The 15,692-nt window shown below is 34.9% G+C and carries 19 protein-coding genes; 18 read left to right on the top strand and 1 reads right to left on the bottom strand.

Annotated features, from left to right (window positions below; genetic code table 11):
* The first annotated feature begins 2 nt into the window (after positions 1–2).
* The 14 genes from EZJ43_RS13205 (at position 3) to EZJ43_RS13140 (ending at position 11,978) form a co-directional block, all read left to right on the top strand.
* Positions 3–461, top strand: coding sequence for a hypothetical protein (locus EZJ43_RS13205; protein WP_133263186.1), 459 nt, complete (start codon positions 3–5; stop codon positions 459–461).
* Between the two features lie 660 nt (positions 462–1,121).
* Entirely contained in the window at positions 1,122–1,790 is a 669-nt protein-coding gene (locus tag EZJ43_RS13200; protein ID WP_133263185.1) for a ferredoxin reductase domain-containing protein, read from the top strand.
* 45 nt (positions 1,791–1,835) lie between these two features.
* Positions 1,836–2,531 carry an SMUG2 DNA glycosylase family protein gene (locus tag EZJ43_RS13195; RefSeq protein WP_243718091.1) on the top strand — a complete coding sequence of 232 codons (696 nt, stop codon included), beginning with the start codon at positions 1,836–1,838 and terminating at the stop codon, positions 2,529–2,531.
* Positions 2,528–3,064, top strand: a complete 537-nt coding sequence (locus EZJ43_RS13190) for a DUF488 domain-containing protein (protein WP_243718090.1) — start codon at positions 2,528–2,530, stop codon at positions 3,062–3,064. Before EZJ43_RS13195 ends, EZJ43_RS13190 begins: the two co-directional genes overlap by 4 nt.
* 17 nt (positions 3,065–3,081) lie before the next feature.
* On the top strand, positions 3,082–3,294 hold the full coding sequence (locus tag EZJ43_RS13185) for a hypervirulence associated TUDOR domain-containing protein (RefSeq protein WP_133263184.1): 213 nt from the start codon (positions 3,082–3,084) through the stop codon (positions 3,292–3,294).
* 141 nt (positions 3,295–3,435) lie between these two features.
* Positions 3,436–4,020, top strand: a complete 585-nt coding sequence (locus EZJ43_RS13180) for an SOUL family heme-binding protein (protein WP_133263183.1) — start codon at positions 3,436–3,438, stop codon at positions 4,018–4,020.
* A gap of 203 nt (positions 4,021–4,223) precedes the next feature.
* Complete coding sequence (locus tag EZJ43_RS13175) at positions 4,224–4,820, top strand: TetR/AcrR family transcriptional regulator (RefSeq protein ID WP_133263182.1); 597 nt, start codon at positions 4,224–4,226, stop codon at positions 4,818–4,820.
* A 9-nt stretch (positions 4,821–4,829) separates the two neighbouring features.
* Positions 4,830–6,161, top strand: coding sequence for a TolC family protein (locus tag EZJ43_RS13170; RefSeq protein WP_133263181.1), 1,332 nt, complete (start codon positions 4,830–4,832; stop codon positions 6,159–6,161).
* 4 nt (positions 6,162–6,165) lie between these two features.
* Positions 6,166–7,257 carry an efflux RND transporter periplasmic adaptor subunit gene (locus EZJ43_RS13165; RefSeq protein ID WP_133263180.1) on the top strand — a complete coding sequence of 364 codons (1,092 nt, stop codon included), beginning with the start codon at positions 6,166–6,168 and terminating at the stop codon, positions 7,255–7,257.
* A gap of 3 nt (positions 7,258–7,260) precedes the next feature.
* A complete protein-coding gene (locus tag EZJ43_RS13160; RefSeq protein WP_133263179.1) occupies positions 7,261–8,484 on the top strand; it encodes an ABC transporter permease in 1,224 nt (407 codons plus the stop codon).
* Between the two features lie 88 nt (positions 8,485–8,572).
* Positions 8,573–8,938: a four helix bundle protein gene (locus tag EZJ43_RS13155; protein WP_133263178.1), complete on the top strand. Its 366-nt coding sequence runs from the start codon at positions 8,573–8,575 to the stop codon at positions 8,936–8,938.
* Between the two features lie 276 nt (positions 8,939–9,214).
* Positions 9,215–9,886 (top strand): ABC transporter ATP-binding protein, encoded by a 672-nt coding sequence (locus tag EZJ43_RS13150; RefSeq protein WP_133263177.1) that lies wholly within the window; start codon positions 9,215–9,217, stop codon positions 9,884–9,886.
* 230 nt (positions 9,887–10,116) lie between these two features.
* Positions 10,117–10,884: an HAD-IIB family hydrolase gene (locus EZJ43_RS13145; protein ID WP_133263176.1), complete on the top strand. Its 768-nt coding sequence runs from the start codon at positions 10,117–10,119 to the stop codon at positions 10,882–10,884.
* Positions 10,881–11,978, top strand: a complete 1,098-nt coding sequence (locus EZJ43_RS13140) for a glycoside hydrolase family 130 protein (protein WP_133263175.1) — start codon at positions 10,881–10,883, stop codon at positions 11,976–11,978. Before EZJ43_RS13145 ends, EZJ43_RS13140 begins: the two co-directional genes overlap by 4 nt.
* A gap of 42 nt (positions 11,979–12,020) precedes the next feature.
* Here EZJ43_RS13140 and EZJ43_RS13135 read toward each other — a convergent pair whose 3' ends face one another.
* Positions 12,021–13,046, bottom strand: a complete 1,026-nt coding sequence (locus EZJ43_RS13135) for a class I fructose-bisphosphate aldolase (RefSeq protein ID WP_133263249.1) — start codon at positions 13,044–13,046, stop codon at positions 12,021–12,023.
* A 271-nt stretch (positions 13,047–13,317) separates the two neighbouring features.
* Between EZJ43_RS13135 and EZJ43_RS13130 the strand changes: the two genes are divergently transcribed.
* From EZJ43_RS13130 to EZJ43_RS13115, 4 genes are read left to right on the top strand one after another with little or no spacing between them, the layout of a single operon-like run.
* Positions 13,318–13,644, top strand: a complete 327-nt coding sequence (locus EZJ43_RS13130; RefSeq protein ID WP_133263174.1) for an ArsR/SmtB family transcription factor — start codon at positions 13,318–13,320, stop codon at positions 13,642–13,644.
* Positions 13,645–13,687: 43 nt separating this feature from the next.
* Complete coding sequence (locus tag EZJ43_RS13125; protein ID WP_133263173.1) at positions 13,688–14,158, top strand: DUF6428 family protein; 471 nt, start codon at positions 13,688–13,690, stop codon at positions 14,156–14,158.
* 10 nt (positions 14,159–14,168) lie between these two features.
* Positions 14,169–15,206 (top strand): ACR3 family arsenite efflux transporter, encoded by a 1,038-nt coding sequence (gene arsB / locus EZJ43_RS13120; protein ID WP_133263172.1) that lies wholly within the window; start codon positions 14,169–14,171, stop codon positions 15,204–15,206.
* The gene (locus EZJ43_RS13115) at positions 15,203–15,616 is read left to right on the top strand and encodes an arsenate reductase ArsC (RefSeq protein WP_133263171.1); all 414 of its coding nucleotides are present in this window, start codon (positions 15,203–15,205) and stop codon (positions 15,614–15,616) included. The genes arsB and EZJ43_RS13115 overlap by 4 nt, the downstream gene beginning before the upstream one ends.
* The last annotated feature ends 76 nt before the right edge of the window (positions 15,617–15,692 follow it).

Genomic DNA, 15,692 nt, shown 5'->3' with positions numbered 1-15,692 from the left:
CTATGAAACTACAATTTTATACAAAAAAAAAAGATAAACTTTATTCACTGAAAATAAACAAAACTTTCTCAATTATATCACTCATATTCTTCACTTTGCTTGGAATATATTTCATTGTAAATAATAGTAAATTAGATGGAGAAATACCTTTCTTTCTTTTTACAATAATCCCAATAGTCCTTAATTTAATAGCTTTGGGGAGAAAAGTAATTATAAACGAAAAAGATAAAACAATAGAATTCTCTATTTTTGGTTTATTTGATAAACAAATTTATACCATTAATGATTTTGAAAGATTTATAATCACTAAACACACTTCTAATTTTATTAACAGTGGGACTTCGCTATCAATGGAATTTAAAAAAAATGATAAGCTTGCAAACATTTCATTGTCAGGTGCGAAAAATAGTAAATTAATAGAACCACTAATGAATGAAACTAAAACGTTAATGTTTAAATAAAAACTACCGCTAACAGCTAAGGCTTCGTTGGGCTCGCAGAGCCAACAATGAAGCCTCGGTTGAACAGCCTGTCCCGATTTTCGTTCGGGAGAACCGGTTACATTTACCCTTGTTATGGGCTTCTCGTAAAATTATTTGGATTGCTTAAGAAGAGGATTTAGTTCCTCTTTTTTTTGGAAAAAAAAGACCTGATTTTTATATGTTTTCCTCCATATTCGAGCATAAAAACTCCTACCCACCAACTCAATTTTGATGGGGAACTTGTTAATTTTTAAACAGCTTTATAGAATCAAGAACTACAAGATAATTGTGCTACGCAATGTTACAAACCAACCTAAATAACGGCACATGGCAGTTCTTTTTTAAGCTACCCTATGGATAAAAGCCGAAGTCAAAAGCGCATTTTTAAATAATCGTTCAAAATAAATCCACTCACAACCTAAAACCAAATGACTTTAAAAACCAAATTTGAAAAAATCTTCCTTTCCTCAAACATAATAATTATGCCGTTGTTATAATAGGTAGTCCACATATTGTGGCTTCAACAATAGATAAAGAATACCAACAGCAAACTTCTCCGGCGCCGCCTATTCAAATCAATTTGAAAAGTCATTTTTTATTGGATATAAATGGTTATCATATTTATAAAAACAACTCAAAATGGCACATACCGTAAAAATAACATCTGTCGAGAAAATTACACCCGATGTATTGAGAATCGTTGCCGAAAAACCCGCAACATTAACCTTTAAACCTGGGCAAGCCGTAGATCTTTCCATCAACAGAGTCGGCTGGGAAAAGGAAATAAGGCCCTTTACATTTACATCTTTACCAGATGATAACGAAATTGAATTTACCATAAAATCATATCCTGAGCATAAAGGCGTAACCGAACAATTACAATTTCTTACCAAAGGTGATGAACTAATTTTGGGCGATGTTTTTGGCGACATTTCATACAAAAACGAAGGTATTTTCATTGCTGGAGGGGCAGGAATAACGCCATTTATCGCGATTTTTAAAGCCCTCGAAAAAGAAAATAAAATTGGAAACAACAAGCTTCTATTCGCCAATAAAACTAGAGCTGATATTATTTTAGAAAAAGAATTTGATAAACTTCTGGGTAAAAATTTCATTAACATACTTTCTAAAGAAGATATCGAAGGCTACGAACACGGCTATATCTCCGAAGATTTGATCAAAAAATATTCAGATACCAGCAGTAAATACTTTTACCTCTGCGGGCCTGAAGAAATGATGAAAGCTATAGAAAAACAACTCGCTTCGTTAGGGATTTCTGCAGATTTCATCATTAAAGAAGGCTATTAAAAAACTTTGTTTACGGTAAATTGTTCAAATTAAAAAACTCACTTGATGATGAAAACTTTTGGAGAAAAGGTGATCGATTTTAACAGTCAATTACACTATTTAGGCAATCTTCCTGAAGGTTTTATGGTGCTCAATCCTTATTTCGATAACCCCGAAACGATGGCGGTGATGAAAGATTTCTACCATAAATTTTATCATGATAATGAAGAACGAAAGTTTATAATTGGCATCAATCCAAGTCGGCATGGCGCAGGCGTAACGGGTGTTCCTTTTACCGATACAAAAAGATTGGAAAGTATTTGTGGCATTAAAATGGAATCGGCAAGAACACATGAGGTTTCGTCGGTTTTTGTATATGATTTGATTGAAGAATATGGCGGACCAGAAACTTTCTACAAGCAATTTTATATTAACTCTCCATTTCCATTGGCCATTATTCGCCATGTAAAAGATGGCAGGTGGGTAAATGCGAATTATTACGATGAACCCGCACTTTTCGAAATGGTAAAAGATTTTATGATCGATTCGTTAAAAAAACACATTAGTTTGGGTTTAGATACATCAGAAGTATTTATTTTAGGCAAAAAGAATGCAACCTTTATTCAAAAGCTAAATAAAGAAGCCAAACTTTTCGATCGATTAACTGTGCTGGAACATCCACGCTTCATTCAACAGTATAAATTTAAAGAGCGGTACCAATACATTGATCGTTTTATATTAACATTAAATAATTTGCTTTGAAAAACTTACCTTCAAATACCATTTACACCATCGGCCATTCTACACATCCCATTGCCGAGTTTTTGGAGATGCTTAAGTATTACGATGTAAAAGTTCTGGCCGATATCCGCCGTTTGCCTGGGTCGAAAAAATATCCTCAATTCGACCAAGAAAATTTAAAAAAATCGTTACAAGAAGTTGGGATTGAGTACCTGTATTTAACAGATTTAGGCGGTAGAAGAAAAGTTAATAAAGATTCGAAAAATAACCGTTGGAACAATCCTTCTTTTAGGGCGTATGCCGATTACATGGAAACTGACGAATTTAAAAACGCAGCTTTAAACTTAGGAAATATCGCATCGACGCAGACTACTGTATATATGTGTTCTGAAGCGGTTTGGTGGCGTTGCCATAGATCGATGGTTTCTGATTTTTTAAAAGCAAAAAACTGGACGGTTTATCACATTATGGGATTGGGAAAAGTGCAAGAACACCCCTACACTTCGCCAGCCATTATTTTAGATCACGAGGTTTCTTATTCAGATGAAAATTAAAATTTAATACAATTATTATGGCAACTACATTTAAAATCGGCGATGAAGTAAGTTGGAATTCTGAAGGTGGAAATGCATCTGGAACGATCATCAAAATACATCACAAAAATTTCGATTACAAAGGTTACACACACCACGCTACCGAAAATGATCCTCAATATGAAATAAAAAGTAGTAAAACCGATCATATTGCTGCGCGTAAAGGTTCGGCGTTGCGTAAAATAAGTTGATTTGGGATTTAACGATTGATCTAAGTATTAATTGAAAGAGAAAACTTCAACAAAGTATTAGAACGAATCCATAGCGTAGTTTATTTGTAAACTAACGTGAAGTTTAAAAAGCAACTGCATGAAATTTATTAAATTTAAACTATGAAAATAGCACTAATCACATCTGGAATAATCCTATTGGCTTTTATTATTACACAACTTTTTGCAATGAGCGGACAAAGAAATATAGAAACTTATCCTTATACGGTTAAGAAAAAATACGATGGATTTGAGATCCGCAGTTATGAAGCAACGTTGTTTACTTCCGTTCAACTTTCGGGCAATAAATACAAAGAAGCTTCGAGCAAAGGCTTTTCCATTTTAGCAGGCTACATTTTTGGTGGGAATAAGAAAAGCGAAAAAATAGCAATGACTTCCCCCGTTTCTATGTCGCTGGATGATGATATGACCATGATGTTTATGGTGCCGAAAAAATTTAATAAGGAAACGCTTCCGCAACCTAATCAGCCGGGAATCAAATTTGTTGAGCAACCTGCAAAAACCGTTGCAGCAATTACTTTTGGCGGTTGGGCAAATGATGAAACCATCGCAAAATACAAGCAGCAATTAATAGCAGCCTTAAATACAGAAGGCATTAAATACAGCAATAAATTCTACTTTTTGGGCTATAATCCACCTTTCGAAGTGATTAACCGCAAAAATGAAATCATAGTGGAGCTTTTGTAATTTAAATTGCCTTTGTTTAGATATAAATCCTAATCTTTCAAGTTCAAAAAGATTAGTATTTATCTATTACAGCCAACGCTAACACCAATACTTTTCTTTAAAACTCCAAATTTTACGTAACCAACAATCAAATTTTTCAATCTCAACAAATCATTAAAAAATAATGCTACCTTTAAAGAGTGAATACTCACTAACATTTTATTATGATTACTACTATTTCGGCAAGGCAACAAGAAATTTTAGAAGCCTCGGGGAAAATATTGATTGAGAAAGGATTAAAGGCATTAACAACCAAAAACTTAGCGCTAGAGATGGGTTTTTCGGAGAGTGCCATTTACAGGCATTTCGCCAATAAAGAAGACATTATTGTTTCTTTATTTGAATTTATTCTGGCTAATTTTAAACAGCGGTTGGATCAAATTTTGGAGCTAAATTTAAGCGCCATTGAAAGATTAAATCAAGTTTTTGATAGTCAGTGTACTTTCTTTTCGCAAAATCCACATTTTGCAATGGCTGTTTTAGCAGATGATATTTATTTCGAAGGTGATAAAGTAAAAAGCGAACTGCTATCAATTATGGCTTACAAATTTAACGTAGTGGAAATTATTTTGCAACAAGGTATAAAAGAAGGTACAATTAGAAATGATATTGAGATTGCAGAATTACAACATACTGTTATTGGTTCATTTAGATTACTGTTGCACAAATGGCGACTCAAAAATTTCGAATTCGATTTACAGCTTGCTGGTAAAAAAATGATGAATACCCTTAACTTATTACTACAAAATCCGATTAAATAATTGAAAGTTATGTTAGTATATATTCAAAATTTAAAGTTTAATTACCTCATAATCATAGTTATTTCTCTTTTTTGTGTTCCAAACGTTCAGGCGCAACAAACGGTCGCATTTAAAAATTTACAGGAAGTATTGACTTTAGCCAAAACAAAAAATTATACATTTATCAATGCAAACATTCAAAACAAACTAGCCGAGCTGACCAAAAAAACCGCTTTAGGAAATGTGTTTAATCCACGCATTCCGGCTTCGATGCAACTGCTAGACAATACCAAACAACAAGTTCTTTTTTTACCGGGAGAAATTTTCGGTCAGCCCGGCACTTTTAGACAGGTAACCACGGGGCAAAAATATTCGTCGTTAATTAACTTGCAACCACAGTTCGAGCTTTTTAATTTGGCAGGAATTGCTCAAATAAAATCGGCAAAAATTAACCAACAACTTACCGAGAATCAAAACAAACTGAACGAGCAAAATATTTACAACCAAATAAATACCATTTACTTTAACATCCTTTCTTTTAAAGCACAGATCGAAATTATTAGCCAAAATTTGGCATCGGCCGATACCATTTTACAAATTACCCAAAATAGATTTAAGGAAAGTGTGGGCAGAAAACAGAATGTAAATGAGGCGGAAGTAAATCAAATAAATTTAAAAAATAACCTCGAACAGCTTTCAATCAACCTTAAAATACAAGAAGAAAGTTTAGCGCTTTTTTTTGAAAACAGCATTTACCCTACGCTTACCGAAAAAGTTTGGGCTTACGAAAACACTATGGATGTTTTACCCATAAAGAATAGTTTAGTCGATAAAAATGCATCGCTACAATTACAAATGATGCAACAGGATATTCGATTTGCTAAAGCCCAAAATTGGCCTACCTTATCCTTTATTTCATCGCTAAATTGGCAAAATTTAAGCAGAGATTTTTTTTACGATACCAATTCGAACACAATTTCCTACAATTATATTGGACTGAAATTAAGTATGAATTTACCGACAACGGTAACCAAATTAGCGAACATTAAAAACAAGCAATTTGAAGCCAGTATTTTAAAAACAAATGCCGAACACAGTATTAAAGAAACAGAAACGAAAAATCGGGCATTAATTTTAGACTATGAAAAAGCCGTAATTCAGTTGCAAAATTTCAAAAAAATTGCCTCGCTTAAAGCAGATACTTACCATAAAAATTTCAATCAATACCAAGAAAATATTTTGAGCCTAGATGATTTACTAATTTCTTACAACAACATGCTTAATGCTAAGTTAAATGTGGTTAGTGCATTGGCAAACATTGGTTTTAACAAAAGTAAAATAGACATTAACAATAAATTTTAGCAAAATGAAAATCAAAATTATCGCCGTATTTATTGTAAGCATATTTGCTTTTTCTTGCAATAAAGAAACAGGTACAAAACCTATTGTACAAGATATAAAAGAACTGGTTTTTGCATCTGGCACGCTAGAATGGAAAAATAGTTACAACCTAACCGCGCAAACCGATGGCGTACTCAAAAATGTAGATTTTGAAATTGGCGACGCGGTGGCCAAAGATAAAGTTTTAGCTAGAATTGAGAACAATACCAACTTAGTAAATACTCAAATTGCAAAAGAACAGTTAACTATAACAACAGAAAATTTATCTAACAACTCCCCTGCTTTGCAACAGGTACAACAAAATATTGTATTTGCTACTGCAAAACACAATCAAGACCAACTGCAAGCCGAAAGGTATGAAAGGCTTTACAAAACCCAAAGTGTAGCCAAAGCCGAATACGAAAATTATAAGTTGGCAGCAGAAAACTCGTTAACCAACCTTAAAGTTTTAAAAAATAATTACGCCCAGTTAAAGCAACAGGCAAAGCAAAATTACATCACAACCAAAGGTCAGTTAGAAAACAATAAAGTTGCCCAGCAGTACAACAACATTGTGGTTCCTCAATATGGAACCGTAATTGAAAAGCTGAAAACCAATGGAGATTTTGTAAAAAAAGGTGATGTAATTGCCACCATCGCCGATGCGAAACTTATTCAAGCTGTGCTTAATGTAGATGAAACCAATATCGGGAAAATCAAACTCGGCCAAACGGCGTATGTAAAATTAAATACAGACGATTCGAAAATCTACAATGCCAAAATAACCGAGATACTCGCTTCATTTGATCAAAAAAGCCAATCGTTTATTTGCAAAGCGGTTTTTGAGGAACCGCTAAACAAAGCTTTTTTCGGCACTCAATTAGAAGCAAATATCTTCATCAAAGAAAAGAAAAATGCCTTGCTTATTCCAAGAAATTTAATGGATTTTGGCAACCGCGTAAATGTAAAAGGCAAGGATGATTATGTGATCGTAAAAACTGGCATTATATCTTCAGATTTTGTAGAGATTTTAGCTGGCATTACAAAAGATGATGTGATTTTACCTTTAAAACACTAAGCCATGAATATCAATACTGATATTGCAAAAACCTATATTTTTGCTGGTAAAAAACAAACAGCCGTTGCCGGTATGGGCGTTTTATTGGGCATGGCGATTTATATTTTTATGAATTGCTTAATGTTGGCTTTAGATAGAAGTTCGACCAGTGTTATTTTTAAAAACAATGCGCACATTAGGGTTTATAAGGAAGATAAAATGAGCAAACCGCTGGTTAATGACAGTACTGCGAAATACCTTATTATCAATCCTAAAGTATTGCCAAAAAGCAACACCATCATCAACCCTAATCAAGTTACAGAAACGATATTAAAAAATAAAAATGTTACTGTAGTTACGCCACAAGTAAATTCTTCTGTATTTTACAACAATGGTAAATCGCAAATTTCGGGCATAGCGGTGGGCGTAAAACCCGCCGAGGCCAATGCAATGTATAATATAAATTCTACTATAGTTTCTGGCGATTTTAAGTCGCTAACATCAAACCCAAATGGCATTGTAATTGGCGTAGGGATTTCTACAAAAATGAATCTTGTGGTCGGTAATAATCTAAATCTTACCTCAGCAAAAGGGGTAAATAGAACTTTTAAAGTTGTCGGTATTTTTAGGTCGAACGTGCGGACTTTAGATGATTCGAAATCGTACATTAATTTAGCATCTGCACAGCAATTACAAAAGGAAGGTGCATTATACATTACCGATATTACGGTAAATATTAAAAATCCAGACGATGCAAAAGCCGTTGGCGATGAAATTTCACAAGTGACTGGCTACAAAGCAGAAAGCTGGCAAGAAGCCAATAACTCTATGGTTACAGGCAATAAAATGCGCAACATTGTGGGCAGTTTAGTGTCGTCTCTAATCTTATTAGTGGCCGGCTTCGGGATTTATAACATCTTGAATATGACGGTTAGTCAGAAAATAAATGACATTGCCATATTAAAAGCGATGGGTTTTAGAGGGAAAGATGTAGTGCGCATATTTGTAACGCAGGCTTTAGCCGTTGGTATTTTGGGCGTAATTGGTGGTGTACTATTGGCCACAGTTTTAATAAGCGTTTTACAACATGTTTACGTAGGTGGCGATATTGGCTATTTCCCGATTGAATTTGACGGCTCCAGATTTTTACGGGGAATTTTCTTCGGCTTAATCATAACCTTTTTCGCTGGCTATTTTCCTGCACGTAAAGCGGCAAAAGTAGATCCGGTAGAGATTTTTAGAAAATAGTTTTTTGAGTGATGAGCGAACAGGAGGTTAGTGATGAGTGTTGAGATATGAGTGATGAGTGGGAAGGATTTATAAAAACAAACAGAATATGAGTAAGAGTATTTTACAAGAAAAGAGTTTTTTGTTTGCCATTAGGATTGTTAAGCTGTACAAATTAATTATAGAGCAAAAAAAGGAATTTATAATGAGCAAACAGGTTTACAGAAGCGGTACCGCAGTTGGCGCATTGATTAGGGAGGCGCAAAATGCAGAAAGTAAAATGGACTTTATTCATAAATTGGCAATTGCTCAAAAAGAATGCGATGAAACTTTATATTGGTTAGAATTACTAAAAGCGACAGATTATTTAACAGAAAATGAATTCGAAAGCATCGCAAATGATAATACAGAATTACTAAAAATGCTGAAAAGTTCTATTATTACAGTTAAACAATCAATAAGTAAAAAGCTATAAGCTTTTTTATTTAGTGATGAGTGTTGAGTGATGAGATATGAGTTACTGACAATGACCAGAAAATTCATCGCCACTTTATCAAGTAAAAAATATAATTGCAATAATGAAATAATATGAATACAAAAAACTCAGTAAACCAAACACGTAATCGATAAACATAAAATTATGAGTTTACCTAATCGCGAAGTTTCTGCAATTGAAAAGCACTCATCACTCATATCTCATAACTCATAACTACCGAAATAACTCATAACTACCGAAATAACTCATCACTAAATGAAGTCAATTTTAAAAACACAACTCGTAAATAAATTCTTTCATGATCCGAATGAGTTTCATGTGCTAAAAGATATTTCTATAGAGGTAGATAAAGGCGAACTTGTTACTTTGGTAGGCAAATCGGGTTGCGGAAAATCTACTTTGCTATACATTCTTTCTACAATGGATAGAGATTATAAAGGAGATTTATATTTAGATAATGAATTGATGACCCACAAAAGTATCGACGAATTGGCTGCGATACGCAATGAAAAAATCGGCTTTGTATTTCAATTTCACTATTTATTACAAGAATTTAGTTGCCTTAAAAATGTAATGATTCCGGCCCTACGCTTAGGGAAATTATCACCTCAAGAAATAGAAGCCAAAGCTTACGAACGTTTAAAAACTTTGGGTCTTGCCGATCAAGCGCTAAAAAACGCAAGTAAACTATCAGGCGGACAACAACAGCGTGTAGCCATTGCTAGGGCACTCATAAATGATCCATTAATTATTATGGGCGATGAACCAACGGGAAATTTAGACAGTAAAAATACAGCAATTGTTTTCGAGATTTTTAAGGATTTGGCGCACAATGCCGGTCAAACTATTATTGCCGTAACCCACGATGAAGATTTCGCACAAAAAAGCGATAGAATTATAGAAATGAAAGATGGTATGATTATTTAATCACCGAATAAAAATACAATCAGTTATTCTAATAAATACCCCAACAAAACGCCATAAAAATTGTTAGTTAATGTATAATCCAATGGAAAATCTTTTCTCAATAGAGTTAATAAGGATTTTTGAATCTTATTGATGACAACCAAAGCGCGATTTAAGATTTTCAATCCTTTTTCATCGGTAAAATAGAGCATCAACATTTTGTTTTGCTCAACATTAAATTTACTCCAACTATGAAAAAGCTCCTAATATTTGATTTAGATGGTACTTTGGCCGAAAGCAAAGCAGCAATTGATACCGAAATGGCGGATCATTTAACCGCTCTACTCGAAGTTGCGCACGTTGCAATTATATCTGGAGGCGACTGGCCTCAATTTAAAAAACAGGTATTGGATCATCTCCCCAAAAAAAATCTTCAACAAAAACTTTCTATTCTGCCAACTTGTGGTACCAAATTTTATCAATATGACAAAGAATGGAAACAACTATACGCAGAGAATTTTACAGCGGAAGAAAAAGAGAAAATCATTAAAAACTTAAATGATGCAATAAGCGAAGCGGGATGGAAAATTACAAAAACTTGGGGCGAACAGATAGAAGATAGAGGCAGTCAGGTTACGTTTTCGGCATTGGGACAAAGTGCACCTTTGAAAGAGAAAAAAGATTGGGATCCTGATTTTTCTAAACGCAAAAAAGTTCAAACCATTTTAAACAAATCACTGTCAGAATTTTCGGTTACGCTGGGTGGCACAACTTCTATAGATGTTACAAAACCTGGTATTGATAAAGCTTATGGCATTCAGAAATTAAAAGAGGTTTTAGAAATTGAAATTTCAGAAATGATGTTTGTTGGCGATGCGCTATTTAAAGGTGGCAATGATTATCCATCGCGTAAAACGGGCGTAATTTGTGTGCAAGTTCGCGATCCAGAAGAAACAAAAAGAGTTATTGAAACGTTTGTTGCTTGTTTAAACGATAGTTATAAAGGAAAAGAAATATGATCACCTTCCAGTTAGAAAGAATTTGTACCATAATGGAACCCGAAGCGGGCAATGACTTAGAAGTAGAAGGCGTACTTAACCCCGCAGCAACTCGAGGTCCGGATGGCGAACTTTACCTTTTTCCACGTTTAGTTGCCAAAAATAATTATTCGCGAATTGGCATTGCAAGAGTAAAATTTAACGACGCCGGTGACCCGATTGGTGTAGAGCGTTTGGGTGTAGCGTTGGAACCAGAAGCTGAATACGAAAAACGCCCAGATGGCGGTGGTGGTTGTGAAGACCCGAGGGTTACTTATGTAGAAACTTTGGAACATTACTTTATGACTTATACAGCATTTGGCCCCAATGGACCAAGAATTGCCGTTGCACGATCTAAAGATTTGTTAAATTGGGAAAGACTAGGACTGGTGAAATATAAGGTTTATAAAGACATCGACTTTAATGGCGTTGATAATAAAGATGCCAGTATCTTCCCCGAAATTATTATGAGTCCGAAGGGGCACCCTTCAATTGGTATGTTGCACCGACCACTTTTTAGTGGCTCGAGGCCAGAAGAAACCGTTGAATGCGAAAAATGCAGAGAAATTGATACCCACAAAGAAAGTATCTGGATTTCTTACTACAATTTAGGAGAAGACCTCACCATAGAATATGCAAAATTTACATCAAACCACCGGTTAGCAATACCGCAAAAAGATTGGGAAAACTTAAAAATTGGAGCAGGTGCGCCACCATTGCTTACTAAACTTGGCTGGCTTGTAGTTTATCATGGTGTACACGAATTGCCCGATTCTACGGAAGCGCATCGCAAACTTTGCTACTCGGCGGGCGCTATGATTCTTTCAGAAAAAAATCCTCAAAATGTAATTTACAGGTCTGCTAAACCCATTTTAACGCCAGAATTACCCGAAGAAACTATTGGCACAATAGCGAATGTTGTATTCCCGACAGGTATAGACCGCAGAGATGACATTGGCCAACCAAACCGCATTGATGTATATTATGGAATGGCCGATAACAGAATTGGTGTTGCCAAAATGCAAATTCCTGATGAATTACCAAAATCAAACCCATCTGTTATTGTGGGTAAATAACAGATGGGTTTCCGCGTTTTGAAATATATTAGCTTTTAAAACTTAATTCGCTTTTTCCATTTCACTGGTATAAATACCCATACAAGCTGCACGATTTAACTTTGCCCGATGAATTAATGCCTGTTGTGCGGCTTCTTTATTAGCATCGTCTCCACGCCAAATTTCTAAAGCAGGCTGTTGTAAGGCTCTGCCGTAAGAAAAAGTAAGTGCCCAGGGCAAATCAGCTTTATATTTTTTATGCATCGCATTCAACCTTTCCGTAGCAAGTTCGGCCGATTGTCCGCCAGATAAAAAAGCAATGCCCGGAACTGTTGCTGGTACATTATTTAGCAAACATTTCACAGTAGCTTCAGCCACCTCATCAACCGATTCTTGAACCTTTGCCTCCAAACCTGGCAATATCATATTTGGTTTTAAAAGCATTCCATCTAATAAAATACGCTGACTGTAAAGTGCTTCGAAAACGATGTGCAACACCTCACTAGTTACGGTTAAACAATGTTGTAAACTGTGGTCGCCATCCATTAAAACTTCGGGTTCTACAATAGGAACCAAACCAACTTCCTGACATAAACCTGCATATCTTGCTAAAGCGTGGGCATTGGCGAGTATTCCTCCAGCAGTTGGCAAACCATCGCCAATATTTATAACCGCACGCCACTTTGCAAATCGGGCGCCCATTTCTTTATATTCAACCAGTCTTTTGCGTAAACCATCAAGTCCTTCGGTTACCTTCTCACCTGGGAATCCCGCTAAAGGTTTTGCACCGAGATCTAATTTTATTCCGGGAATGATGCCTGCATCAATTAATATTTTAATAAACGGCGTGCCATCTAATTGCTGTTGCCGGATGGTTTCATCAAAAAGTATCGCACCGCTGATGCTTTGATTGAGCCCCGACGTAGTAACAATAAGTTCCCTGTACTTTCGCCTCATTTCTTCGGTTTGGGGAATATCAAATTCTGCAAATCGTTTATTACAAGTACCTGTACTTTCATCCATAGCCAGCAAACCTTTATGGTCTGCAACCAGTGCTTTCGCCGTGGCAATCAGTTCATCCTGTATCATTTTGCTTGTTTTATTAAAACTGTGTTGATATTTAATTTCCATCAAAGCCTAATAGCCTTTACGTTTTACTAAAGTAACATTGCAAAAATATAAAAGTTCTCGAACGCGAAAATGCTGCAAAAAAATTATAATTGAGTTTGACCTAAAGCACTCATTTGTTTCTAAATAGACACAACTGGTCGAAAAATAAGTTAATCAATTTTCCCCAAGAAAATATAATATTTGATTACTCAATAACATATCGTAATATTGCAATATTATATTTTATGAAATGGGTGCAAGCAAAACTGAACACTTTACCGATCAACAAAACCGAATTGCTACAATTGCTAAGGCATTGGGCCATCCTGCACGAATTGCCATTATTGAGCATTTAATGAAAGTTAATGCGTGCATTTGTGGCGACATTGTAAATGAACTACCGCTGGCACAACCCACTGTTTCGCAACATTTAAAGGAGCTTAAAAACGCTGGTATCATCAAAGGAAACATCGAAGGCAATTCCATTTGTTACTGTATCGATGAAACTACAATCAAAATAATGACTACTTACTTTTCACTAATAGAAAATACCGTGGCTAAAAATAAGTGTTGCTAACCCCATTTTTTTAGGCACAAAAAAAAACTTAAATTAAAATACCATGAAATTATCAGCAGTAAAACAGATTTTAAGCACATTAGAAAACGTTGAATTTCAATTAGAAAATGGAACAGCTGTTCCCGAACATTTTCATGTAACTGAAGTTGGCATGATTACGAAAAAATTTATTGATTGTGGTGGCGTAATTCGCAATGAAAAAACTGTAAACTTCCAACTTTGGAACGCCGATGACTTCAACCATCGCCTAAAACCTAATAGATTGTTAAGTATCATAAAACTTTCAGAAGAAAAATTAGGAATTGAAGATCAAGAAATTGAAGTAGAATATCAAAGTGAAACCATTGGTAAATATGATTTGGATTTCGATGGAAAAGTATTTGTTTTAAAAAATAAAACCACGGCTTGTTTGGCAGAAGATTCTTGCGGAATTCCTGCTGCAAAACCAATGGTAAACCTAGCTGAAATGAATGCAAATGCGACTACTTGCACACCAGGTGGAGGCTGTTGCTAAACAAAAATTAATGCAACCAAAACTAAAATTTCTCGATCGTTACCTCACACTTTGGATATCCCTTGCAATGGCAATTGGTATGCTGTTGGGTTATTTATTCCCAAGCATTTCCAACATCACAAATGCTTCTTCCATTGGCACTACAAATATACCATTGGCAATAGGTTTAATATTAATGATGTATCCGCCATTGGCGAAGGTAGATTATTCGTTATTGCCAAAGGTATTTACCGATAAGAAAGCAATTGGGATTTCTCTAATACTCAATTGGGTAATTGGGCCAATTTTAATGTTTATCCTCGCTATTCTTTTTTTAAGAGACCAACCAGATTATATGGCTGGTTTAATTTTAATTGGCTTGGCGCGTTGCATTGCAATGGTAATTGTTTGGAACGATTTAGGTAAAGGAAACCGCGAATATGCAGCATTATTAATCGCGTTAAATAGCATATTTCAAATATTCAGCTACAGTTTTATGGTGTGGTTGTTCATCAATATATTACCCAATAAATTAGGATTAGCCAACTTTAACGTAAGTGTATCTATTAAAGATATAACTCAAAGTGTGTTAATTTACTTGGGCGTTCCATTTCTTGCAGGCTTTTTAAGTCGGTATTTTTTAATTAAAACCAAAGGGAAAGATTGGTACAATAGAAAATATATTCCAGCAATATCACCCATAACTTTATATGCTTTACTGTTTACTATTTTATTAATGTTTAGCCTAAAAGGCGATAAAATATTACAACTTCCGTTTGATGTTATTAAAATTGCCATTCCGTTAATTATCTACTTTGTATTGATGTTTTTTACCAGTTTTTTTATAAATCTGTATTTAAAAGTTCCCTATGATAAAAACGCCGCCATTGCTTTTACAGCTACCGGAAACAACTTCGAGTTGGCGATAGCTGTATCTATTGCAGTTTTCGGCATACATTCGCCACAGGCATTTGTTGGCGTAATTGGGCCACTGGTAGAAGTACCGATTTTAATTTTATTAGTACGGGCTAGTTTATTGCTAAAACAAAAATTTTATCCTCAACAATGAAGAAAATATTAGTGCTTTGTACCGGAAACAGTTGCAGAAGCCAGCTTGCTGAAGGTTATTTACGTTATTTTGCTAATGGCAAAGCAGAAATCTATAGTGCTGGTGTAGAAACGCATGGCGTAAACCCAAAAGCCATAGCCACTATGCAAGAAGATGGGATTGACATTTCCCATCACAGTTCTAATCATATTGATGAATACAAAAATGTCGATTTTGATTTCGTTATTACCTTATGCGATCATGCTCAACAACGCTGTCCATTTTTCCCATCAAACGCTATAAAATTTCACCAAAACTTCCCCGATCCCGCAAAGGCAAGCGGAACCGATGCCGAAATAATGGAAGAATTTAGATTGGTTAGAGAAGACATAAAAAAATATTGTAGCGTATTTATTCACGATAACGTATAACTTAAGATTTAAAAACGCTAGTAATTTAACCCATTGTTGACATAAATTAGTATATTAATATAATAGGCTTAAAATA

It is taken from the genome of Pedobacter changchengzhani, from assembly GCF_004354365.1.
In the GTDB taxonomy this organism is placed as follows: domain Bacteria; phylum Bacteroidota; class Bacteroidia; order Sphingobacteriales; family Sphingobacteriaceae; genus Pedobacter; species Pedobacter changchengzhani.
Note: the sequence above shows the minus strand (reverse complement) of the source record. Positions and strands in the feature narration are given on the sequence as shown.

Excerpts from the sequence above, each read along its gene's own strand:
- EZJ43_RS13155 (WP_133263178.1), top strand. The coding sequence starts at position 8,573 with ATGAGTAAGAGTATTTTACAAGAAAAGAGTTTTTTGTTTGCCATTAGG.
- EZJ43_RS13150 (WP_133263177.1), top strand. The coding sequence starts at position 9,215 with ATGAAGTCAATTTTAAAAACACAACTCGTAAATAAATTCTTTCATGAT.
- EZJ43_RS13115 (WP_133263171.1), top strand. The coding sequence starts at position 15,203 with ATGAAGAAAATATTAGTGCTTTGTACCGGAAACAGTTGCAGAAGCCAG.
- EZJ43_RS13200 (WP_133263185.1), top strand. The coding sequence starts at position 1,122 with ATGGCACATACCGTAAAAATAACATCTGTCGAGAAAATTACACCCGAT.
- EZJ43_RS13145 (WP_133263176.1), top strand. The coding sequence starts at position 10,117 with ATGAAAAAGCTCCTAATATTTGATTTAGATGGTACTTTGGCCGAAAGC.
- EZJ43_RS13180 (WP_133263183.1), top strand. The coding sequence starts at position 3,436 with ATGAAAATAGCACTAATCACATCTGGAATAATCCTATTGGCTTTTATT.
- EZJ43_RS13175 (WP_133263182.1), top strand. The coding sequence starts at position 4,224 with ATGATTACTACTATTTCGGCAAGGCAACAAGAAATTTTAGAAGCCTCG.
- EZJ43_RS13140 (WP_133263175.1), top strand. The coding sequence starts at position 10,881 with ATGATCACCTTCCAGTTAGAAAGAATTTGTACCATAATGGAACCCGAA.
- EZJ43_RS13135 (WP_133263249.1), bottom strand. The coding sequence starts at position 13,046 with ATGATACAGGATGAACTGATTGCCACGGCGAAAGCACTGGTTGCAGAC.
- arsB (WP_133263172.1), top strand. The coding sequence starts at position 14,169 with ATGCAACCAAAACTAAAATTTCTCGATCGTTACCTCACACTTTGGATA.
- EZJ43_RS13185 (WP_133263184.1), top strand. The coding sequence starts at position 3,082 with ATGGCAACTACATTTAAAATCGGCGATGAAGTAAGTTGGAATTCTGAA.
- EZJ43_RS13130 (WP_133263174.1), top strand. The coding sequence starts at position 13,318 with ATGGGTGCAAGCAAAACTGAACACTTTACCGATCAACAAAACCGAATT.
- EZJ43_RS13125 (WP_133263173.1), top strand. The coding sequence starts at position 13,688 with ATGAAATTATCAGCAGTAAAACAGATTTTAAGCACATTAGAAAACGTT.
- EZJ43_RS13170 (WP_133263181.1), top strand. The coding sequence starts at position 4,830 with ATGTTAGTATATATTCAAAATTTAAAGTTTAATTACCTCATAATCATA.
- EZJ43_RS13205 (WP_133263186.1), top strand. The coding sequence starts at position 3 with ATGAAACTACAATTTTATACAAAAAAAAAAGATAAACTTTATTCACTG.
- EZJ43_RS13195 (WP_243718091.1), top strand. The coding sequence starts at position 1,836 with ATGATGAAAACTTTTGGAGAAAAGGTGATCGATTTTAACAGTCAATTA.
- EZJ43_RS13160 (WP_133263179.1), top strand. The coding sequence starts at position 7,261 with ATGAATATCAATACTGATATTGCAAAAACCTATATTTTTGCTGGTAAA.
- EZJ43_RS13165 (WP_133263180.1), top strand. The coding sequence starts at position 6,166 with ATGAAAATCAAAATTATCGCCGTATTTATTGTAAGCATATTTGCTTTT.